The sequence below is a fragment of the Vibrio mexicanus genome, from assembly GCF_001012815.1.
Classification (GTDB): domain Bacteria; phylum Pseudomonadota; class Gammaproteobacteria; order Enterobacterales; family Vibrionaceae; genus Vibrio; species Vibrio mexicanus.
Genome location: NZ_JYJP01000132.1, coordinates 23,647 through 45,993 on the forward strand (window position 1 = coordinate 23,647; position 22,347 = coordinate 45,993).

Here is a 22,347-nt window from a genome sequence, read left to right on the forward strand (position 1 = left end):
GATGTGACTATGATACTGATTTAAATAAACTTTGTTAAGATGTGATCTGTACTTAGTCGATTTGCTACAGAAGTTTATGCATCACATCGCCGATCTGAATACTGCCTGACAGATCCGACTGATCAACGGTGAGCTCGGCTTCGTGTTCATAAACTCTTGATACAGTCACGGTAATATCCGACTGTGTCACCTTATTGCGCGGCAAACCGTTTTGATCGATGAATGAACCCGTGTGCCAAAGTTGAAGTTTATCGCCTTCTTCCACGCCGTGCATACGGCCAAGATCCATAACAATGGTGTTGCCAAATTTTGCGACGACTTCCGGCAAAGTGACTTTACATGACACTTCCGACTCAAGATCCAGCATGATGTTGCGGCTGACACGAAGCATCATTTCACCATAAGTCGATGCCCAGAAGCGTGCGCTTTTGGTATCAATTTTACTCGTCTTAGGAAATGGCCAACGCGCGACTTCACGATAGTTTCGGGTATAGACTTCGTGGCCTGTTTTGCCGTCGAACACTTGCATCTCCAGCGCGAACTGACGATTGATCTCGTCGTCTCGAAGGATTTTTTGATCGACTGTCGCCGTGAGGTCTGTGATGACTCCACCAATGATGTATTGAGCGCCAGTATCTTGAGCGATCATTTTTAGTCTTTCTGGGTAACGTTTACTGATCTCGTAATCGGTGGTTCCAACAGAAACGAAGCTTGCTGATTCCTGTTTAAGCTGACGATTAATGACGTGTGCAAAGTCATCACCTAAGCGGTAAACCTGGCCCATTACCGCTTGTTGTGGGGAGGCAATGTCAATGTTACCCACTAAGAAAGTCTTCTTGTATTGACTAACGTGGCAACCCGTTGCCGATGGATAGATATCAATTCGAATGCGAACGGACATTACGCCTCTGCGAGAGCGTTGCTGCTCTACCATTATGTATCGAACTTCGTGATTCGCAAATTGATACTCTTTACGGTTTTCTTCAAGAAGTGGACGAAGGTTACTGATGCCGCCAATATCCGCGCCGGCAAAGCTTACCGCCTTATAGATAGCGTCTTCTAGCGCATGAACCCTTGCCACCTCTTCAGATGAAACAACGGTTGCCGTACCGGTCACTTGATACCAAGCGGCACTGACACTCGATGAAAAGAGTGCTGAGTAAAAGACTGATATAGCGAGGAAAAAAAACTTTTTCATAATTATTTGCCAGTTGGGTATAAATTTTGCTTTTTAAATCTTAGCTGATTTAGGCATTGCCTTTCTAAACAGTAGCAAATTTAGAAAAGCAAAGAGTGTTCCACAATTGGCAGTGACGTCAACTTATTGGAATACAGTGCCTTAGTATATCTGGAGATGAAGAGAATGAAAAAATGGCTGAGTCTTGCACCTGTTCTTTTTTTGACAGCTTGTGCATACGCCCCAATTTATAACGGCAAGGAGCCGTACTCTGGGTCGCAATTTATGTTAATGGAGAGTCCTCGCCATACACTAGACTTTTTTGTAGAGAGTATGACAGAAGACCTAATGGTTTCGAATACGAGTGTGTCTGCACGTACGCCGATTGCGGTAACATCTTTCGTCGATTTACAGAATATGGACGTGACGAACTGGCTAGGTAATTCGGTATCAGAAGGTTTTATCCATCAGTTCCAACGTCGTGGCTTCAAGGTCGTTGACTTCAAGACTACTGGCTCAATTCAAGTTACCCAACAAGGTGACTTCGCCTTTAGCCGAGATTGGAAAGATCTGGCGCAAGAGCAAGAGATTCAGTATATCCTAACCGGCACCATGCTTCGTCAAGAAGGCGGTGTGTTAGTGAATGCCCGTGTTGTGGGAATGCAGTCACGTGTTGTGGTTGCGACCGCACAAGGTTTCTTACCAGCCGATCGTATTGGACGTGATTTAGATACGTTGAACTCAATGCGTACTGAAGATGGTGTTCTGATCCGTTCAGACCCAACTATGACGCAACCTTATACCGTTATTTTGCGTCCATAGGAGTATTAAGATGAAAAAGTATCTATTAATCCTAGTTGCCTTTGTTATGGTGGGTTGCCAACCACTGCACATGAATATGAATGATTGGTTAACGGCAGTAGGCTATGCAAGTATTAGCGAGCAGCAGGGCCGCAATGAAGAAGAGAAGCAAGTGCGAGCAATGCGCGCTTCAAAGATCGACGCCTATCGAGAGTTAGCAGAGCAAGTGTACGGTATGCGCGTAAGTGGTCGTGCAGATCTGAAAGATCAGCGTTTAGGCACTGAACGTACCTCAGGCGCAGTTGATGGTGTGATCCGTGGTGCTGAAGTAGTAAGAAGCTACAAAGTGGGTGACAGCTATGTCACAGAGCTTCGCCTCGATATAAAGAAAATGGATATGTTGAGAAGCTACGGTGAAGTTCAACAAGTTCCAGAGAAGCGACAACAAACGATCTTCTAGTTCGTCAATTTGATACAGAACAACTTCATTCTCTTCAGCACAAATGAAAAAGCGGCAATTGGAATTGCCGCTTTTTTGTGTCTGAATGTTTTTTAGGTTATCAAAAAGTTCTTAGGCTTATCTAAGCCAAGTTTCGGAGTGAATCCTAATATTACGCTTTAAGGTTTGTGCCTAAGGTTGAAATGTTTTGTGTTTGACCCCAGAGTCATAGGTCATGCCTATCTTGCCTTGGCTTTGCTGCATCAAATTATTGAGCTTGTTAAAGCTAAGCTGAGCACGTGCCAATGCTTCCCCATTGATTAGGTTGGCTTGCTGGCAGTCGTGAACGATAGATCGGATTTGATCAACGAGAGTGCTGAGTTCAGGGTCGTCCGTGAGAGTGGAAACATCTGGGTGAGAGCCAATACGTTGATCAGTCTGTTGTAATTGTGAGATTAAGGTGACTTTTTCTTTGGCAAGTGACTCAATATCTTTTGAAATTCTTGCAGCAATAGCCGTCTTCTCTTTCTCCAATAGTTGGGAAAGATCAGTTGCATTTTTAAGTTGAAAATCAACTAAGCTTTTCAGGGCAGCCATTACAACACACTACTTCTTGATTACTTATTCTGAATTACTCAGAGACTTAAAAACCACCAAGCTCTTTTTCAAACTTGATCATGTTATCTGCTAACTTTTCTGGGTTCACGGTGTAAGAACCGTTAGCGATCGCTTCTTTAATCGCAGCCACTTTCGCGCTGTCAAAGCTTGGTTGCGAGGCCATTTGAGAATGCATTTCACCAATGTCCTTACCTTGTTGGCTTAAAGACACTGCGTCTTGCTTCGCCGAAGAACGTTTCGTTGAGTCAGTGCTGTTGGTTGCACTTGACTCGGTACGGGCAGAACTTCTCGTTGAGGTCGTCAACGATTGTCCTGAACGTATGTTATCTATACCTGCCATATATAAAGCCTTACTCTCACAAAAATAGAACCTGTACAGTCATATCGACACTAATGGTTATTACTTTAGCGTTTTACCTAAAATAAATTGTATGAGCTATATTCCACTCACACACTGCCTAAAACTGCACAGTTACTTCGGCAATTCCACTCACCCTTGCGTCAATTATACGGTTAGATCGGCTATTTTTCACTCTTATCTGTTCACCATGTGAGCCATCCGATAGGGCGACGCCACGCGTGGTGATTTGCATGCCGTCGTTAACGGCGCGGATCATCACGGTTTCATTTCGGCAAACCACACAAATATCTCTGGTTTCAATTACTTCACCTACACGGATATTTTTCTTTAGTTTTGCTCCTAAGACCAGATTTGTTGAGGAAAAACCTTGCCGACGAAAGCGATGCAAGTCTACCATACTCATAGTGACATCATTCTCACTAATGATTTGCCCTCTATCTAAATTGGTGGCTGCAGTAACCTGTGGCGCAGAAACGGATAAGCGGACCGGAACATAAACTCGCCAGTTGTCGCTTTCACAGGCAACCAAAACGGTTATGTTACTGGCGGAAGGATTAGTTGAAGAGGATGAAGTTGCGAGTTCTTCTGGGCAGTCGGTAGCGAACAAGCGACGATCTAAGTTAGCCGCTTTGACTTCTAATTGGCCACCTGCAGGAGCGGGTACCGTGCTGAGTACATGATTTTCCGCAGCATTTTGCATCTGAAGAATTTGCTCTGGTGTAGCGGAATAAGTAAAAACACTAAAGAAAATCAAGAAAAAGCCGATACACGGGTAAAAAATATTATAGAAAGCTCTACACTTAGTTATGGAAAACGAATCTAATTTTAATTTAAAATATGGCATTCTGTTTCTCTGGTTTTAACTATAGCCTGTAGTAGATTATCACTTTTTAGCGCAAAAGTTTGAGATGGAGATGAGCTTATGACGGGTATTCTTGATTCTGTGAATCAGCGTACGCAACTCGTCGGTCAAAACCGATTGGAACTCCTGACGTTTCGCCTTATGGGACGTCAACGTTACGGTATAAATGTATTTAAAGTCAAAGAGGTACTTCAGTGCCCTAAGCTTACTTCAATGCCTAATTTACACCCTTTGGTTAAAGGTGTTGCTCACATCCGCGGCCACACAGTTTCTGTCATTGATTTAAGTCTAGCTATCGGTGGTCGACCAACGACAGACGTCGAAAAATGTTTTGTTGTAATCGCAGAATTTAACCGAACCATTCAAGCTTTTTTGGTTACTTCTGTCGAGCGCATCATCAACATGCATTGGGAAGCGATTCTTCCGCCGCCAGATGGTGCTGGTAAGGCTAACTATTTAACTGCCGTAACCAATATCGACAATGAACTGGTGGAAATTCTCGATGTTGAGAAAATCCTTGCAGAAATTGCGCCAATTGATGAAACGATGGATTCGTCAATCGGTGAAGAAATTGCCCAAGCAGAAACTGAGAAAGAGATTGTACGCCGTATATTGATCGCCGACGACTCAACCGTTGCCCGTAAGCAGGTAGAGCGTGCGATTACATCGATTGGTTTTGAAGTGGTTTCAGTAAAAGACGGCAAAGAAGCCTACGATAAGTTGGTTGAAATGGCGGCAGAAGGCAGTATTTACGAGCAAATCTCCTTGGTTATTTCAGATATCGAGATGCCAGAAATGGATGGTTACACCCTGACGGCAGAGATCCGCCGCCATGCTGATTTAAAAGATCTGTATGTGATTTTGCACTCGTCTCTGAGTGGAGTATTCAACCAAGCAATGGTTGAAAGGGTCGGAGCCAACTCATTCATCGCTAAGTTCAACCCCGATGAGCTTGGTAATGCGGTGAAGACTGCGCTAACACAAGAATAAAGAGACATTAATGACAGCGATAACTATAAGCGATCAAGAGTATCGTGATTTCAGCCGCTTCTTAGAATCTCAATGTGGGATTGTATTGGGTGATAGTAAGCAGTATTTAGTAAGAAGTCGCCTTAGCCCATTAGTGACGAAGTTTAAACTGGGTTCGTTATCGGATTTACTTCGTGATGTGGTTACTGGGCGTAACAGAGAGCTTCGCGTTGCCGCTGTTGATGCCATGACAACAAACGAGACTCTGTGGTTCCGTGATACCTATCCGTTCACCGTACTTTCAGACAAGTTGTTGCCAGAGGTTGCCGCTTCAAAGCGCCCGATAAAAATTTGGTCTGCTGCCAGCTCTTCAGGTCAAGAACCGTATTCGATGGCGATGACTATTTTGGAGACTCAGCAAAAGAAGCCAGGCATGTTGCCGAGTGTGTCCATAACGGCAACCGATATTTCTGCAAGTATGCTCGATATGTGTCGTGCTGGCGTGTATGACAACTTGGCACTTGGTCGTGGTCTCTCCCCTGAGCGTCGTCGCACCTTCTTTGAAGATGCGGGTGATGGTCGAATGAAAGTGAAAGATAACGTTAAGCGCTTAGTGAACTTCCGTCCGCAGAACCTGATGGAGAGTTATGCGCTGTTGGGTAAGTTCGACATTATCTTCTGTCGAAATGTACTCATCTACTTTTCACCAGATATGAAGTCACAAGTACTCAACCAAATGGCGAACAGCTTGAACCCTGGCGGGTATTTGCTGCTCGGCGCTTCAGAATCGTTAACTGGGTTGACGGATCGATTCGAAATGGTGCGTTGTAACCCAGGTATTATTTACAAGCTGAAGTAGATAAAAACTTGCTTTTGAACAGCCCAGTCTAATGACTGGGCTTTTTTGTACCTTTCATCGGCCGCCTAACGTCGAATCAAGCTCTAAAGAAACCCCGTAAGACGAGTTAGATGGTTTATCGCTATACTGTTAGATGAGACATTCCAAAAATCTCTATCGTTGAAGCGCTTTTTTAGGCGTGAGTTTTGCAAGATGTAAAAAAGATAGTCAGTAATTGAGAGCGGCAAACTAAAGTTGGTACGCAAATTGCTTTTTATCTAATTAGTACCAGTCAGTTCTTACAGTTGAGGCAACTATGGCTATTTCTTTTAACAACGCATTAGGTATTCACCAGCATACAGTTGGTGTACGTGAGCGCAATGCTGAGGTGATTTCCACCAATATCGCACAAGCAAACACACCTGGCTTTAAAGCAAAAGGAATGGACTTTCAACGCGCTCTGCAGGCGGCAACGTCTGGGGCAAGTTTTGGTCTTAGTCGTACTGATGCACGGCACATTTCTGCCTCGACCAGAGTGACAGGGGAGACGAAGTACCGTTTACCTACTCAACCTGATACCGGAGACGGCAATACGGTGGATGTGGATTTGGAGCGTAACTTGTTTATGCAAAACCAGATTCGTCACCAAGCGTCTTTGGACTTCTTAGGAAGTAAATTTAAGAACTTAACGAAAGCACTCAAGGGGAGTAACTAGATGAGCTTATTCAATGTATTCAACGTAACTGGTTCTGCCATGAGTGCTGAATCTGTTCGTCTAAATACCACCTCTAGTAACTTGGCGAACGCGGACAGTATCTCTAGCTCTGCAAAAGATACTTACAAAGCTCGCCACGCTGTATTTGGCGCTGAGTTAAGTAAGGCACGTTATAACCGCGACCATAACGTACCGGTAAAAGTATTGGGTATTGTAGAGAGTGATAAACCACTCAATGCGGAGTACAACCCTGATCACCCATTGGCAAATGACGAAGGTTATATCTACAAACCTAACGTTAATGTCATGGAAGAGATGGCTAACATGATTTCTGCTTCTCGCTCGTACCAAACGAACGTGCAATTAGCAGATGCTAGTAAACAGATGCTGCTGCGTACGCTGCAGATGGGTCAATAAGGATAAGGAGGTAGCGTATGGCCGAATTTAATAACGTTGGTCAAAGCGGCTTGTCCTATGTTGATCAGCTTAAGAGCCTTCAAGATAGCAAAAAGCCAGATGAAGTAACGGGTAAACAAGATCTCAAACAAGAGGACTTCTTATCCCTACTCACCAAGCAGCTTGCCCAGCAAGACCCTTTTAAGCCGGTCAGTAACGACCAGATGATTGCGCAAATGGCCTCATTTGCCACCGTTGATGGTATCGGCAAGATGAACACTCAATTTGAGAGTTTGAACTCGTCGATGACATCTAACCAAGCGCTTCAAGCTTCGTCTCTGGTAGGTCGCGATGTACTCGTACCAGGAGCGGCAGGCATGAAGGCGGATGGGCAAGCCATGTCCGCCATGGTTAAGCTTCCTCAATCCGTTGACAATTTGTTTGTCAGAATTGAGAACGAAGCTGGACAGCTCTTACGTACTTTTGATGCTGGTGCGAAATCCACCGGCGATAATAAAGTCACTTGGGACGGTTTAGATGATAACGGTAATCCATTGCCGGAAGGTAGATACAAAGTGAGAGCTTCGGGTCTACTGGATGGAGAGAATCGCGAGTTTGAGGTTTCGACCTATGCAAACGTCAACAGCGTTCTTCTTGGTAAAGGCGATGGTAACGTACTGCTCAATCTGGCTGGTTTTGAATCACCAGTTCGACTTGCTGAAGTACTAGAAGTTGGCAAAGCGTAACTCTGACATGAGTCAATATGCTAGCTAGATAGGAGATTTTGGAATGTCATATGTATCTTTAAGCGGCTTGTCCGCTGCTCAATTGGACTTGAATACGACCAGTAATAACATCGCAAACGCAAATACGTTTGGCTTTAAAGAGTCACGTGCAGAGTTTGGAGATGTTTATTCTACGTCGTTATTTACGAATGCGAAAACCACACCAGGGCAAGGTGTGCAAGCTAACAAGGTTGCGCAGCAGTTCCACGAAGGTTCGAGCATTTATACCAACAACCCGATGGACTTACGTGTATCTGGTACAGGTTTCTTTGCGGTGTCGAAAGACCGAATGGTGCCTCAGCAAAATGAGCTGACCCGTAATGGTGCTTTTCATCTTAACAAAGAAAACTACATGGTAACGTCTAATGAAGAGTATTTACTTGGTTACCAAGTTAATCCGGAGACTGGTGAAGTGCTCTCTTACGAGCCTGCACCACTGAACATTCCTGCAGAGTTTGGTAAGCCAAAACAGACGGCGAACCTAGATGTTGGTGTGAACGTACCAGCCAACGGTGACCTGAAAGATCCTGCGCTGTTTGATATCTCAGATCCTGAGACTTACAACCGCTCTACGTCTTCTACCATTTATGACTCAATGGGTCAGTCTTACAAGTTGACGACTTATTACTTGAAAGATCAGACTCAACCAAATACGTGGCAGAAGTACTATACGATGACGGACTCGGCGGGTGAGAAGCCACTCAACATTGCGGGTGGTGATGCCGCTTCACCAACGGGTCATATTGGCCATACCATGAGATTTAATAATGACGGTACATTAGCTTCTATTAATAGTGGTAATGATGTTGTTACTGATGCTCTAGGTGTTGGTCCGAACGCGATTGATCTTAATGGTGCCGATCCAAATCAAACACTTTCGTTTAACTTGGATTCGACAACCCAATTTGCCGCTCCGTTTGAATTAACGAAGATGGAGCAAGATGGGGCAACCACTGGCTTCTTAACCAAAGTCGATTTTGATGAGAATGGTAGTATCTTAGGTACTTACTCTAACGGTCAAAATGTAACCTTAGGTCGCGTAGCATTAGTTCGCGTGCCGAATGAACAAGGCTTGGATAAGAAAGGTGGTACTCAATGGGATTCGACTCAGTTCTCTGGGGCGAAAATCTGGGGCGAATCCAATAAGGGCTCTTTCGGTACCATTAGTAATGGTGCACTTGAGCAATCGAATATCGATATGACTCAAGAGCTGGTGGATTTGATTTCTGCTCAGCGTAACTTCCAAGCGAACTCTCGTTCACTAGAAGTGCACAACCAACTGCAACAAAATATCCTACAGATCCGTTAATTGCTTTTCTTGGCAATCATCTGTCTATCAACCAGCGGCAAAAGCTGGCTTGATAAATTTGCCTCTCTAGAGGCAATGATCGGCAATACCCCTCTAATAGTCCCTTAATTCGAATCTAAGATTCTGATAAATAAAGATAAAATTTATTGGCACGCCAATTGCTTTTAATGATCTGTATTTCGATTATTGGAGCATATTATGGATCGCGCACTGTTCCTCGCCATGAGTGGCGCTAAGCAGAACATGCAAGCTATGCAGCTTAGAGCAAACAACTTAGCAAACGTTAGTACCACGGGTTTCCGTGCTGATTTGGCGCAAGCTCGTTCAATGCAAGCGTATGGCGACGGGTTACCAACCGCGTGTTCAGCATGACTGAACGACCAGGGCAGAACTTTGCTCAAGGTAGCGTGATCACAACTGGTCGAGACTTAGATGTCACTATCCAAGGACAAGGCTGGATCTCTGTAATGGACAAAACAGGGCAAGAGGGACTCACGCGTAACGGTAACCTTAACATCGATCCAAATGGTTTGCTGACGAACTCAGCGGGTCACTTGGTGTTAGGTGAAACAGGCGCCCCAATCACTCTTCCTATTCCAATCAGTAAAGTTGAAATCGGTAACGACGGTACGATCTCTGTGGTTCCACAAGGCGCACCAGCAGATGCGATCGAAATCGTTGACCGAATTAAACTGACTCGCACCGATAATCAATCTCTATTTAAAGATACCAACGGTCTTTTTCGTTCGAAGACCCCAAATGCGGCATACGAAGCGGATGCCGGCGTTAAATTGCTCACAGGCTCAGTTGAAGGCAGCAACGTGAATGCTGTCGGCGAGATGACTAGCCTAATTGATCTGCAACGTCAGTTTGAAATGCAAGTCAAGATGATGAGCACAGCAGAAGAGATGGATAAAGCATCCGACTCTTTGCTTCGTATGAGCTAATAAGGATTTAAGGAGACGATTATGCATCCTGCATTATGGGTAAGTAAGACTGGCTTAGATGCTCAGCAAACCAATATCTCAACCATTTCGAATAACTTGGCTAACGCCTCGACCGTTGGTTATAAAAAAAGCCGCGCGGTGTTTGAAGATCTTTTCTACCAGAACATCAACCAACCGGGTGGCCAATCGTCTCAGAACACTGAACTGCCAAGTGGCTTAATGTTAGGTGCGGGTTCTAAAGTAGTGGCGACCCAAAAAGTCCATACTCAGGGTAATACGCAAACCACCACTAACAGTCTTGATATGATGATTGAAGGCGATGGCTTTTTCCAAATCCTAATGCCAGACGGCAATATTGGTTACACACGAAATGGTCAGTTCACAGTGAATGATGAAGGTGCGATTGTGACCTCTGGTGCTGGTTACACGCTTGAGCCTGAAATCATCGTTCCTGAAGATGCAATCAGTATTACCGTGGGTACAGATGGTGAAGTCTCGGTTCGTGTTCGGGGTCAACAAGATAACCAAGTATTGGGTCAGATCAATACGGTAGATTTCATTAACCCTGGTGGCTTAGAGCCAATTGGTCAGAACCTTTACCTTCCAACGGGTGCAAGTGGTGATCCTCAAGAAGGTGTTCCTGGCTTAGATGGCTTTGGTGCGGTGAGACAGTCCATGCTTGAAACATCAAACGTGAATGTGACCGAAGAGTTGGTCAATATGATTGAAGCGCAACGTGTTTACGAAATGAACTCAAAAGTTATCTCTGCGGTAGATAAGATGATGAGCTTCGTTAACCAACAGCTGTAATGAGAGTGAGAGGGTAGCCCTATGTTTCGTTTATTACCTGTTTTACTTATCGCTTTTGCTTCTGGCTGTGCGATGTTTGAACCACCGATTGAAACTCCAGATGTGGTTCAAGGTACCACTACGGTTGATGCCGTAGAAGGCGACAGAGCTGAAGAAGAAAGCTCTGGCCTGATCGATACACTACGTGGTCGTAATGACCCAATTGCCGGTGATCCAGCGTGGGCTCCGATCCATCCGAAACATGCACCAGAGCATTATGCAGCAGAGACGGGCTCTCTATTTAATCTGCAAAAGGCAAGTAGCCTTTACGATGACTCTAAGCCGCGCGGTATTGGCGATATCATCACCGTAATGCTTGATGAAAATACTAAAGCGGCAAAAAGCTCCGATGCTGATCTGTCAAAAAATAATGATGCTTCAATGGATCCGCTCGAAGTGGGTGGTGAGCAACTCACTATTGGTAAATACGATTTCTCATACAACTTGAGTAACGATAACAGCTTTAGTGGTAGTGCAGCGGCAAACCAAAGTAATAGTATTTCTGGCTTTATTACTGTGGAAGTGATCGAAGTATTGGCCAACGGTAACTTAGTGATTCGCGGTGAAAAATGGCTGACATTGAACACGGGTGACGAGTACATTCGCCTGAGTGGAACCATCCGTCCGGATGATATCGACTTTGAAAACACGATTGCTTCTAACCGTATTTCTAACGCTCGAATTCAATATTCGGGTACGGGAACCAACCAAGATATGCAAGAACCTGGATTCTTGGCACGATTCTTTAATGTAACTCTGTAGCGAGTCGAATAAGACAAATATTTGGCAAGATCGCTCCGGCACATAGTTACAAGATTGGAAGTTAAGGTAAGTCACATGAAACGATTCACACTGCTATTGATGGGACTGGCGTTATTTGCGCTAGAGGCACACGCTGCCCGAATTAAGGATGTTGCTCAAGTAGCGGGTGTTCGTAGTAACCAATTGGTGGGTTACGGCCTTGTAACGGGCTTACCGGGAACGGGTGAATCCACGCCGTTTACCGATCAGAGCTTCAATGCCATGCTGCAAAATTTCGGCATTCAATTGCCGCCGGGTACGAAGCCAAAAACCAAGAACGTTGCAGCGGTGATTGTGACGGCTGAATTGCCTCCGTTTTCTAAGCAAGGCCAAACGATTGATGTGACGGTTTCGTCTGTCGGTTCGGCAAAGAGTTTACGTGGTGGTACCCTAATGCAAACCTTCCTACAAGGCTTGGATGGGCAAACCTATGCCATAGCTCAGGGTAACTTGGTCGTCAGCGGCTTTAGTGCTTCTGGTGCTGACGGTTCTAAAATTGTCGGCAACAACCCGACTGCGGGTATGATTTCTAACGGTGCGATTGTTGAACGTGAGATCCCATCTCCGTTTGGTCGCGGCGACTTCATTACATTCAACCTACTTGAGTCTGACTTTACAACCGCACAGCGCATGGCGGATGCAGTGAATGATTTCTTAGGTCCACAAATGGCATCAGCAGTCGATGCAACGTCAGTTCGAGTTCGCGCACCACGTGATGTGAGCCAACGTGTTGCCTTCCTATCTGCGATTGAGAACTTAGAGTTCAACCCAGCGGACGGTTCCGCCAAAATCATCGTTAACTCTCGTACCGGTACGATTGTTGTCGGTAAACACGTTCGTTTGAAACCAGCTGCGGTGACCCATGGTGGTATGACGGTTTCTATTAAAGAAAACCTCAATGTGAGCCAGCCTAATGCATTTGGTGGTGGTCAAACTGTGGTTGTGCCAGACACAGATATTGAAGTGGAAGAAGAGCAGGGCAAAATGTTCAAATTTGACCCAGGCTTAACTCTTGATGATTTGGTGCGAGCGGTTAACGAAGTTGGCGCAGCGCCTTCAGACTTGATGGCAATTTTGCAAGCACTTAAGCAAGCAGGTGCCATTGAAGGTCAACTGATCATTATCTAAGGGGCTTAGTATGATTAACAATGGTAACGACATTGCTTCATTCATGATATCGCCAACTTAGATAAACTTCGTCAGCAAGCCAATAGCGATGACGGTACTGGTGAAGGTGAGAAAGCGGCATTGACGGCGGCGGCAAAACAGTTCGAAGCAATTTTTACGACCATGTTGTTTAAGTCGATGCGTGATGCCAACGCCAACTTCGAAACTGACCTGATGAAAAGTCAGAATCAGGACTTCTACCGCACCATGCTTGATGAGCAAATGGCCAGCGAGATGAGTGCTTCGGGTTCATTAGGGCTAGCGGATATGATAGTTGCGCAGCTCAGCACTGGTACGGTCGAGAACCAAAACGCAGCCGCACGTAATGAGAATTTCGAAGAGATCATGGATCGTGTTAATCGTACACGTGAAGCGCGTACTAATGCGCCTGAGGCCGTTGCTGCAGTGAGCCCAACTCGCCAAGCTGAACCCACATCGTTTGAATCACCAGAGCAGTTTGTATCGTCGCTTCAGCCGTATGCTGAGCGAGCTGCCAAAGCGCTAGGTGTCGATTCTTCGTTACTGCTAGCCCAAGCAGCACTTGAAACAGGGTGGGGACAGAAAGTTATTCAAAACTCGAAAGGCAGCAGTAATAACCTGTTTAACATCAAAGCAGACAGAAGTTGGCAAGGCGATAAAATGTCGACTCAAACGCTAGAATATCATAGCGGTGTCCCTGTCCAAGAGCGAGCGGCATTCCGTTCCTATCGTAGCTTTGAAGACAGCTTTAATGATTACGTTCGCTTTCTTAATGAGAACCAAGGTACAACTCGGCATTAAGTACCAGCCGTAACTCAGAAGAGTTCATTCAAGGTATTCACAAAGCGGGCTACGCAACAGATCCACTTTATACTGATAAAGTCCTGCGCGTTAAGCAGCGCATCGACAGTATGTAGTGGTCTACTACCAACTTGATAATTCACATCTTCATCAAAGAGCTTGTTACGACAAGCTCTTTTCCTTTCCTCGCAATACCCCTCTAAATTCTATTTTTTGGCACACATATTGCAAAATAACTTGTAGGTTTCAGTAATTACTGATTTTTATAGGTTTTCGGGGGCATTATGGCGTCGGATCTTCTGAATCTGGGTTCACAAAGTGTACTTACGGCTCAGAGACAACTTAATACTACTGGTCATAACATTTCTAATGTTAATACAGAGGGTTACAGCCGTCAGTCTGTGATCCAAGGTGCCAGTACCCCTCGCCAATATGGGGGCGAAACCTATGGGATGGGCGTTCATGTGGAAAAAGTTCGCCGCTCTTGGGATCAGTTTGCCGTTAATGAACTCAACCTGTCTACCACCAATTATGCGTTCAAACGCGATGTTGAAGAGAACCTAGAGATGCTATCTAGCATGTTGTCTTCTGTCGCTTCAAAGAAAATCCCAGAAAATTTAAACGAATGGTTTGATGCCGTTAAGTCTCTTGCCGATACTCCGAACGATGTTGGTGCGCGTAAGGTAGTGCTTGAAAAAGCGGGTCTAATCACGCAAAACCTTAATGAGTTTCACGAAACCATTCGCCGTCAATCGGATGTGACCAATAAGAAGCTCGATTTGGGTATCGAGCGCATGAACCAACTAGCGTTGGAAATTCGTGACGTTCACCGCTTAATGATGCGCACACCAGGTCCGCATAACGACCTTATGGACCAACATGAGAAGTTAATTGCTGAGCTGTCTGAATACACCAAAGTAACGGTAACACCGCGCAAAAATGCGGAAGGTTTCAACGTACATATTGGTAACGGACACACTCTGGTTTCCGGTGCATCCGCCAGTAAGCTGCAGATGATCGATGGCTACCCAGATGTGCATCAACGTCGATTAGCCATGATTGAAGGTAAAGGCATCAAACCGATCACGACCAAAGATATCGACGGCAAAATTGGCGCTATGTTAGACATGCGCGACGAACAAATTCCGTATCTGATGGACGAACTTGGCCGCATGGCGGCAAGCTTTTCCTTCGAGGTAAATAAGCTGCAATCTCAAGGCCTCGACTTAAGAGGTAATGTGGGTGGTTTGATGTTCACCGATGTGAATGCTGAGCTGGTGGCAAAATCTCGTGTGGTAACACCCTCTGACTCTAATGCTGACGTTGCCGCTTTTATCGAAGATACGTCGCAACTGACCTCTGGTGAGTACTCACTTCAATACAATGGTAGTGACTACATAGTTACTAGACCTAGCGGTGAGCAGGTTGCCATGCAGCTTTCTGGTAATGCATTATTTATTGATGCCTTCGCATTGAAGTGCGTGGCGGCGTTGTTGCCGGAGAGCGTATCTTGATTCGCCCAACTCGCGACTCTGCCGCCCAAATGAAGATGATGACTAACGATCCGGCAACCATTGCTGCTCAAAGTTATGAGGCATCGACGACATTTGCCCAAGGTTCGGCAAAGTTCAAAATCAAAGATGTGGGTGATGTAAAAGAATTTGAAGTGGTGGTTTCACCAACAGGTGACCAATTTGCCGTGACCGATACCAAAGGCAATATCTTACTCAACCCTCAGCCATATCCGCCAACAGGGCCTGTGGATGTGCAAGGTACGATTTTTACATTGACCGATGGCGCCTTGCCGAACGATAAGTTTACGGCAAACCTTGTCCCGTCTGAGGGTGACAACGGCAATCTGCGCAAACTTCTGAATATTCAAACGCAGAAAAAGCTCAACGACAATGAGTCCACCGTACTCGACCTATACCACAACCTAAATACCGATGTGGGTCTTAAAATGTCGACAGCCTCAAGGCTAACAGATGTCTCTCGTTTGGAAAAAGAGGCGGCGCAAGAGCGAGTAGCTTCAATATCGGGAGTGAACCTCGATGAAGAAGCAGCCAACATGATGAAGTTTCAGCAGGCCTACATGGCGTCTTCTCGAATTATGCAGGCGGCGAATGACACCTTTAACACCATATTGGCACTGAGATAGGAGGTAGAAAATTATGAATCGTATTTCTAGCTTCCATAACTATCAGTCGGTGCAAAACGACTTAAGAAGACAAGAGCATAAGGTGCATCACAACCAAGCGCAATTGGCGTCTGGTAAGAAGCTCATGAAAGCCAGTGATGATCCATTGGCAACGCACTATATCCAAAATATAGGTCAGCAGTCGGAACAGCTCAGGCAGTATACCGACGCGATTACTCTGGTGCGAAATCGTTTGGAACATCATGAAGTGATTATCTCCAATGCCGAGAGTTTTACTGATGAAGCAAAGCGTTCGGTGATGGAAATGATTAACGGTGCCTTATCACCGGAAGACCGAGAAGCGAAAGCCCGAGAGCTGCAAGAACTCGCAAATAACTTCTTAAATCTTTCCAATGTGCAAGATGAATCAGGTAACTACATTTTCGCTGGCACTAAGCCGAAGAACCAGCCGTTTTTCCGAGATAATGCCGGTGTGGTGACGTATTCTGGTGACGATTACCAAAGAAAGATGCGCATCTCGAATAGCCTTGAGATGCCGGTAAACGATCCAGGCAGTAAGCTGTTCATGGAGATCGATAACCCATATGGTGATTATGAGCCACAGTATCAACTGCAACCAGCTTCCGAACTGCTTCTTGAGCGTGCTATTAACCTAAACCCAGATGATACTTCGGTTTACAGCTTGACGTTCGTAGATATGCCTGATGGCAAATACGGTTATCAGTTAGAGAAAGATGGCTCGGTTGTGAAAGCTGACGAATTTGATCCTCTAAAAGGCATTGAGCACGAAGGATTAAGAATTCAGGTGAAAGGGCAAATCACCAAAGGTGATGTCATCTCGTTGGAACCAAGACAAACCTACAGCGTGTTTGAAAGTTTGCAAAGTGCCATCGAGCTTTCTGAAGGTTCGGTGTCTGATGCATCGGTGACCGCCAAACTGCATCAAATTACCCAAGAACTTCACTCAGCGTTTATTCATTTGACGAAGGCGCGGACTGATGTGGGTGCTCGCTTGAATACGTTAGATATTCAAGAAGAGCAGCATGCTGATTTCAAAATGACTCTAGCTAAGTCAAAAAGCAATTTTGAAGATCTTGATTACGCAGCAGCAGTAATTGAGTTCAATGAAAACACTCGAGCGCTTCAAGCTTCTCAGCAGGCGTTCGGCAAAGCGAAAGATTTAACCTTGTTTAACTACATCTAATAGAAAGAGCGATAGCCACATTATTAGATAGCGTGACTGGTTTTGATTGCCTTACGTGCCATGCCGTAAGTGCCCAAAGTTAGAAGCGAAGTTTGGCAAGTGCCACACAGTTCATGGCCAGTTCTTCATGGCAAATTACTCGTGGCAATAGGGCGGCAAGTATGCGGCAAGATTATTTTAAGACTTCTTTATATAGATGTACTGATAAGAGAAGTAAAAATGGTTTAATTGTAACTTGCTGTAAATTAAAGAATAAAATTTAAATTGAGTGAACTTAAAAATTGGCACGCTATTTGGATATATAAATTCAGAGATAAACGAAAAGTTTTTCAGCCTGTGTAATCAGGCTTAGCAAGTCATTTACGGTCAGTGCTTCCAAATGAGATTAAGCTGGCCGCTTCGCAAGCACTTGCGAACTCACTAGGAGAGCAAAGTATGACCATTACAGTAAATACTAACGTGTCGGCTATGACTGCCCAGCGTTACCTAAATAAGGCGACTGGTGAACTTAATACCTCAATGGAAAGACTTTCCTCTGGTAATAAGATCAACAGTGCAAAAGATGATGCAGCGGGCCTGCAAATCTCGAATCGATTGACAGCACAGTCTCGCGGTCTGGATGTGGCAATGCGTAACGCAAACGACGGTATCTCGATCGCTCAAACCGCTGAAGGTGCGATGAACGAGTCAACCGCGATTCTGCAACGTATTCGTGATCTATCGCTTCAATCAGCGAACGGTACAAACTCTGCGTCAGAGCGTCAAGCTTTGCATGAAGAAGTTGCGGCACTTCAAGATGAATTGAACCGTATTGCGGAAACCACATCATTCGGTGGACGTAAGCTACTTAACGGCTCATTTGGTGAGGCATCTTTCCAGATCGGTGCGAGTTCTGGTGAAGCGATCATTATGGGCCTAACCAGCGTTCGTGCGGATGATTTCCGTATGGGTGGTCAATCTTTCATTGCTGAACAAGGCAAAAACAAAGATTGGGGCGTAGCGCCAACAGCGGCAGACTTAAAGTTTGAATTTACCACCAAGAGCGGTGAAGCAGTAACGGTTGATATCATTGCGAAAGAAGGCGATGACATCGAGCAGTTGGCTACCTACATCAACGGTCAAACAGACAAGTTCAAAGCGTCGGTAGACCAAGATGGCAAACTACAGGTTTTCGTAGCTGAGCCAAACATTGAAGGTAACTTCAATATTTCTGGTGGCTTAGCATCAGAATTGGGCTTGAATGGTGGCCCAGGTGTGGCAACAACAGTAAAAGATATTGATGTTCGATCTGTTGGTGGTGCACAAAATGCGGTGGGTATTATTGATGCTGCACTTAAGTACGTAGATTCACAACGTGCGGATCTCGGTGCGAAACAAAACCGTCTAAGCCACAGCATTAACAACTTGGCGAATATCCAAGAAAACGTGGAAGCGTCAAACAGCCGAATTAAAGATACCGATTTTGCGAAGGAAACAACGCAAATGACGAAAGCACAGATTCTGCAACAAGCGGGTACATCGATACTTGCTCAAGCAAAACAGTTGCCAAACTCTGCAATGTCACTATTGCAGTAGTCTTGGAGCCCTTCATTAGCTGTATCCAGACGTGGAATAATGAAGTAATCCTTGGCAAAACGTAACGTAAGTTAGGATTTAAGCTCTCTCACTCTCACTGCTTATTTCTGAGCCCCTGTTACGTTAACGGACGGTCAGCGTGTGTTCATTTCTCTTGATCTCCACACGGCACTGACTAACCAACTAGCCCCGGTTCTCTCAAAGGAAAAGGGGCTTTTTCTTTTTCATATGCCCAAGTAACCTCAAGATGCGTGGTTCAGCGAGAATTACCTAGTTCGCAAACGCGACAACGATTCGACAATCTAGTGGTTCTAAATTGAGAATCGTTAACAAAGTGTGCGAGCTAGGCAAACTCGCCCTTCGGGAGCGTGTCACTGAGTCAATTTCTACGTTAAATGACTTGGAAAGAACGTGTTATTCCGCTGCGTCATTTGCCTTGAACTAGACTCAGTGGCCATGCTCTGAATCCTGCATATTGAAGTCACTTGGGTATAATATAACCCGCAATAATCGTTCAAAATACCCCTCGGCAAGTCCCTCATTTTCTTTAGTTTTTTTCTAAGAATTTAACTCACCATCATATTTTTCAGTCATTTAGAGAAAAAATGTCAATCTATAAAATTTTTTTCTAAAGGTATTTTTCCTAAGGTCGCTATTAAAGATAACTTTGAGAGAACTCATTGGTTGTCCGAGACGTCGGTAACCTTTCGGAACTCCGGGATAATCGGAAATCAATAGGAGAAACCACTATGGCGGTTAATGTTAATACCAATGTTTCGGCTATGACGGCACAGCGCTATTTAAACAGTGCAACAAGTGCTCAACAGTCATCAATGGAAAGACTATCTTCTGGCTTTAAAATCAATAGTGCAAAAGATGATGCGGCAGGTCTGCAAATCTCTAACCGATTGAATGTTCAAAGTCGTGGTCTTGATGTTGCAGTACGTAACGCGAATGACGGTATTTCAATTGCACAGACAGCTGAAGGTGCAATGAATGAAACAACTAACATTCTACAGCGTATGCGTGACCTATCACTTCAATCTGCTAACGGCTCAAACTCAAAATCAGAGCGTGTTGCGATTCAAGAAGAAATTGGTGCACTGAATAACGAGCTAAATCGTATTGCTGAAACGACTTCATTCGGTGGTAACAAACTACTCAATGGCACATTTGCAACCAAATCATTCCAGATCGGTGCAGATAACGGTGAAGCAGTGATGCTAAGCCTAAACAACATGCGCAGCGATGTTTCGGGCATGGGTGGTAGCAGTTACCAGGCGGCAAATGGTAAAGATGCAAACTGGGCAGTTCAAGCGGGTTCAAATGATCTTACGATCAACCTGACTGACAAGCTAACAGGAACGGCTGAAACCATTACTATCAACGCTAAAGAAGGCGATGATATTGAGCAGCTAGCAACGTACATCAACGGTCAAACTGACATGGTTAAAGCGTCAGTTAACGAAGATGGTCAGCTGCAAGTGTTTACTGACAACAACAAAGTTGATGGTGCGGCAACCTTTGGTGGCAGCCTTGCCAGTGAGCTTAGCTTTGGTGCTCAAACGGCAGTAACAGTTAACGACATTGATGTAACGTCAGTGGGCGGTGCTCAAGAGTCGGTAGCAATTGTTGATGCGGCACTGAAATTTGTTGATAGTCACCGCGCTGAACTGGGTGCATTCCAGAACCGATTCAGCCATGCAATTAACAACTTAGATAACATCAACGAGAACGTGAATGCGTCTAAGAGCCGAATCAAAGATACAGACTTTGCAAAAGAAACCACTGCATTGACTAAGTCTCAGATTCTGTCTCAAGCATCTAGCTCTGTTCTTGCACAAGCGAAGCAAGCGCCTAACTCAGCACTTGGTCTACTAGGCTAATCTGATAACAGCATGAAACAAAAAATCCAGCTTCGGCTGGATTTTTTTATGGGTGTCATTTTGTGATGGATAGACACTCTAGTAAGTAATACAGACTGGAGCATCAATACTTAGTACCTGCCCACTGAATGTTAGCTCTCCCGTTTCCGTATCTCTTTTAAAGCTCGTTAGAGAGTTAGAGTGCTGGTTTGCAGCAACTAACCATGTGCCATCGCTTGTAATTGCGAAATCTCTTGGAAAGTCTCCGTGAGTCGCAGTAGAAGACACTAAGTTAAGGTCTAAGCCATCATTTGATACTCTATAGCAAGCAATCAATGATTGAGCTCTTAGGGACGCATAGACAAATTTACCATCAGCAGAAAGGCGTATTGCTGCCGCCGCTTCTTTGTTCTCTTCACCCGCTAATGCTGGCAGCTCTTTTATCATCTTCCATTCATTGCCTTGCTTAGCAATGATCACGATCGTTTCTGAAAGTTCGCAAAGTACGTATGCAATAGTGTCGTCTTGGTTGAAGACTAAGTGACGAGGGCCGCTACCTGCCGGCATGGCTACTTCAGTTGCCTCTTTACTGTATTGGCCTTCTTCAAAGTTGTAGAAGTGAACAGAGTCTGATCCTAAGTCAACGCATACGAGCTGATTGGTTGTTTTCAGAAACTGAACTTGATGGGCATGCGCTTGTGTTTGGCGATCTTGATTTGGGCCAGATCCAGTTTGCTGAATATGTTGGACATGCTCATTCAAATGACCATCAGTATTGAGGGAGAAAACATCGATACAGCCCGAGCCGTACTGTGCAGTAGCAAGTAAAGTCTCATCTTTATTGATAGCTAGGTGGCAAGGATATGAACCCGAAATATTCAATGAGCTAGCCGTGCGTTCATTGGAGATGAAAGTCGCCTCAGGTGGACATTCTTGTTCGACCTCAGAAGCGGTGTAGACGCCGTTGGTGCCTGTAATCACATAAGAAGGGTTGGTTGCCCTTACCACAACCTCATCTAGGGTCATTTGGCCAGTGGTCGGGTCGAGGATCACAGATTGTAAACCAGGGTTAAGGCTTGGAGCTTCTGTATAAGCGCCAATATAGAGACGAACTGAAGTCATAACATTGCTTATTTACATTAGAATTAGATAGATAAGCAATTGTCTAACAAAGTGTTAGAAACTAAAAATGAAGAAGTGAGTAGGCGTGATTTAAGTTGCAAACAAAAAAGAAAACCCAGCAAAAGCTGGGTCTCTAAATAATGGTGCGGAAGGAGAGACTTGAACTCTCACACCTTGCGGCGCCAGAACCTAAATCTGGTGCGTCTACCAATTCCGCCACTTCCGCATCAATTTTGTAGTTAAAGAGATGATTGGTGAGTCTCAATAACGTTGTAATAGTGGCTTGGTTAACTAGAACCGAACCAGGGAGAATTGATGGGGCATCAACAGATGCTGTACAACTCAACCTTTTAAAATAGTGGCTGGGCTACCTGGATTCGAACCAGGGAATGGCGGCATCAAAAGCCGCTGCCTTACCGCTTGGCGATAGCCCAACAGTGAACAATTCGTTTACAAAACAAATCAGTTCTAAATAATGGTGCGGAAGGAGAGACTTGAACTCTCACACCTTGCGGCGCCAGAACCTAAATCTGGTGCGTCTACCAATTCCGCCACTTCCGCATCAATTTTGTAGTTAGAGAGATGATTGGTAAATCTCAGTAACGTTGT

18 protein-coding genes, 3 tRNA genes and 4 pseudogenes are annotated in these 22,347 nt (G+C 44.9%); 17 read left to right on the top strand and 8 right to left on the bottom strand.

The annotated features are described in order from the left end of the window. Positions 1-64: 64 nt before the first annotated feature. Positions 65-1,198 (bottom strand): flagellar assembly protein FlgT, encoded by a 1,134-nt coding sequence (locus UA76_RS20155; RefSeq protein WP_047049685.1) that lies wholly within the window; start codon positions 1,196-1,198, stop codon positions 65-67. A gap of 165 nt (positions 1,199-1,363) precedes the next feature. On the opposite strand from UA76_RS20155, the gene UA76_RS20160 reads away from it, so the two are divergent. Together UA76_RS20160 and flgP are read left to right on the top strand one after the other, a co-directional pair. After that, complete coding sequence (locus UA76_RS20160; protein ID WP_047049686.1) at positions 1,364-1,999, top strand: FlgO family outer membrane protein; 636 nt, start codon at positions 1,364-1,366, stop codon at positions 1,997-1,999. A 10-nt stretch (positions 2,000-2,009) separates the two neighbouring features. Further along, positions 2,010-2,438 (top strand): flagellar assembly lipoprotein FlgP, encoded by a 429-nt coding sequence (gene flgP / locus UA76_RS20165; RefSeq protein WP_047049687.1) that lies wholly within the window; start codon positions 2,010-2,012, stop codon positions 2,436-2,438. Between the two features lie 151 nt (positions 2,439-2,589). On the opposite strand, the pseudogene UA76_RS20170 reads toward flgP, so the two are convergent. The 3 genes and pseudogenes from UA76_RS20170 to flgA form a co-directional block, all read right to left on the bottom strand. After that, positions 2,590-3,014 (bottom strand): annotated as a pseudogene (locus UA76_RS20170) (flagella synthesis protein FlgN). A 46-nt stretch (positions 3,015-3,060) separates the two neighbouring features. Further along, complete coding sequence (gene flgM, locus UA76_RS20175; protein WP_047049688.1) at positions 3,061-3,375, bottom strand: flagellar biosynthesis anti-sigma factor FlgM; 315 nt, start codon at positions 3,373-3,375, stop codon at positions 3,061-3,063. Positions 3,376-3,493: 118 nt separating this feature from the next. Then, positions 3,494-4,240 carry a flagellar basal body P-ring formation chaperone FlgA gene (gene flgA / locus UA76_RS20180; RefSeq protein ID WP_047049689.1) on the bottom strand — a complete coding sequence of 249 codons (747 nt, stop codon included), beginning with the start codon at positions 4,238-4,240 and terminating at the stop codon, positions 3,494-3,496. Between the two features lie 78 nt (positions 4,241-4,318). Here flgA and UA76_RS20185 point away from each other — a divergent pair, with 78 nt between their 5' ends. The 15 genes and pseudogenes from UA76_RS20185 (at position 4,319) to UA76_RS20255 (ending at position 20,637) form a co-directional block, all read left to right on the top strand. Further along, on the top strand, positions 4,319-5,248 hold the full coding sequence (locus UA76_RS20185) for a chemotaxis protein (RefSeq protein WP_047049690.1): 930 nt from the start codon (positions 4,319-4,321) through the stop codon (positions 5,246-5,248). Positions 5,249-5,258: 10 nt separating this feature from the next. Continuing rightward, the gene (locus UA76_RS20190) at positions 5,259-6,086 is read left to right on the top strand and encodes a protein-glutamate O-methyltransferase (protein WP_047049691.1); all 828 of its coding nucleotides are present in this window, start codon (positions 5,259-5,261) and stop codon (positions 6,084-6,086) included. Positions 6,087-6,381: 295 nt separating this feature from the next. Then, a complete protein-coding gene (gene flgB / locus UA76_RS20195) occupies positions 6,382-6,780 on the top strand; it encodes a flagellar basal body rod protein FlgB (protein ID WP_047049692.1) in 399 nt (132 codons plus the stop codon). Further along, positions 6,781-7,197, top strand: a complete 417-nt coding sequence (gene flgC / locus UA76_RS20200) for a flagellar basal body rod protein FlgC (protein ID WP_047049693.1) — start codon at positions 6,781-6,783, stop codon at positions 7,195-7,197. It abuts the gene before it with no gap. Positions 7,198-7,214: 17 nt separating this feature from the next. After that, positions 7,215-7,922, top strand: coding sequence for a flagellar hook assembly protein FlgD (gene flgD / locus UA76_RS20205; RefSeq protein WP_047049694.1), 708 nt, complete (start codon positions 7,215-7,217; stop codon positions 7,920-7,922). A 43-nt stretch (positions 7,923-7,965) separates the two neighbouring features. Next, positions 7,966-9,270 carry a flagellar hook protein FlgE gene (flgE, locus tag UA76_RS20210; RefSeq protein WP_047049695.1) on the top strand — a complete coding sequence of 435 codons (1,305 nt, stop codon included), beginning with the start codon at positions 7,966-7,968 and terminating at the stop codon, positions 9,268-9,270. 198 nt (positions 9,271-9,468) lie between these two features. After that, a pseudogene (locus UA76_RS20215) lies at positions 9,469-10,217 on the top strand (flagellar basal body rod protein FlgF). Between the two features lie 21 nt (positions 10,218-10,238). Then, positions 10,239-11,027 (top strand): flagellar basal-body rod protein FlgG, encoded by a 789-nt coding sequence (flgG, locus tag UA76_RS20220; RefSeq protein ID WP_047049696.1) that lies wholly within the window; start codon positions 10,239-10,241, stop codon positions 11,025-11,027. Between the two features lie 21 nt (positions 11,028-11,048). Then, positions 11,049-11,828, top strand: a complete 780-nt coding sequence (gene flgH, locus UA76_RS20225) for a flagellar basal body L-ring protein FlgH (RefSeq protein ID WP_047049697.1) — start codon at positions 11,049-11,051, stop codon at positions 11,826-11,828. Between the two features lie 75 nt (positions 11,829-11,903). After that, on the top strand, positions 11,904-12,995 hold the full coding sequence (locus UA76_RS20230; protein WP_047049698.1) for a flagellar basal body P-ring protein FlgI: 1,092 nt from the start codon (positions 11,904-11,906) through the stop codon (positions 12,993-12,995). Positions 12,996-13,043: 48 nt separating this feature from the next. Beyond that, a pseudogene (gene flgJ / locus UA76_RS20235) lies at positions 13,044-13,930 on the top strand (flagellar assembly peptidoglycan hydrolase FlgJ). A gap of 168 nt (positions 13,931-14,098) precedes the next feature. Then, positions 14,099-15,972 (top strand): annotated as a pseudogene (flgK, locus tag UA76_RS20240) (flagellar hook-associated protein FlgK). Positions 15,973-15,982: 10 nt separating this feature from the next. Beyond that, positions 15,983-17,176, top strand: coding sequence for a flagellar hook-associated protein FlgL (gene flgL, locus UA76_RS20245; RefSeq protein ID WP_047049699.1), 1,194 nt, complete (start codon positions 15,983-15,985; stop codon positions 17,174-17,176). 435 nt (positions 17,177-17,611) lie between these two features. Continuing rightward, positions 17,612-18,751, top strand: a complete 1,140-nt coding sequence (locus UA76_RS20250; protein ID WP_047049700.1) for a flagellin — start codon at positions 17,612-17,614, stop codon at positions 18,749-18,751. Between the two features lie 749 nt (positions 18,752-19,500). Next, on the top strand, positions 19,501-20,637 hold the full coding sequence (locus tag UA76_RS20255; protein WP_047049701.1) for a flagellin: 1,137 nt from the start codon (positions 19,501-19,503) through the stop codon (positions 20,635-20,637). A gap of 78 nt (positions 20,638-20,715) precedes the next feature. Here UA76_RS20255 and UA76_RS20260 read toward each other — a convergent pair whose 3' ends face one another. From UA76_RS20260 to UA76_RS20275, 4 genes are all read right to left on the bottom strand, one after another. Continuing rightward, the gene (locus tag UA76_RS20260) at positions 20,716-21,738 is read right to left on the bottom strand and encodes a lactonase family protein (RefSeq protein WP_047049702.1); all 1,023 of its coding nucleotides are present in this window, start codon (positions 21,736-21,738) and stop codon (positions 20,716-20,718) included. Positions 21,739-21,879: 141 nt separating this feature from the next. Beyond that, positions 21,880-21,964, bottom strand: a tRNA-Leu gene (locus UA76_RS20265). A gap of 133 nt (positions 21,965-22,097) precedes the next feature. After that, a tRNA-Gln gene (locus tag UA76_RS20270) sits at positions 22,098-22,172 on the bottom strand. 42 nt (positions 22,173-22,214) lie between these two features. After that, positions 22,215-22,299: transfer RNA gene (locus UA76_RS20275), tRNA-Leu, on the bottom strand. Positions 22,300-22,347 lie beyond the last annotated feature (48 nt).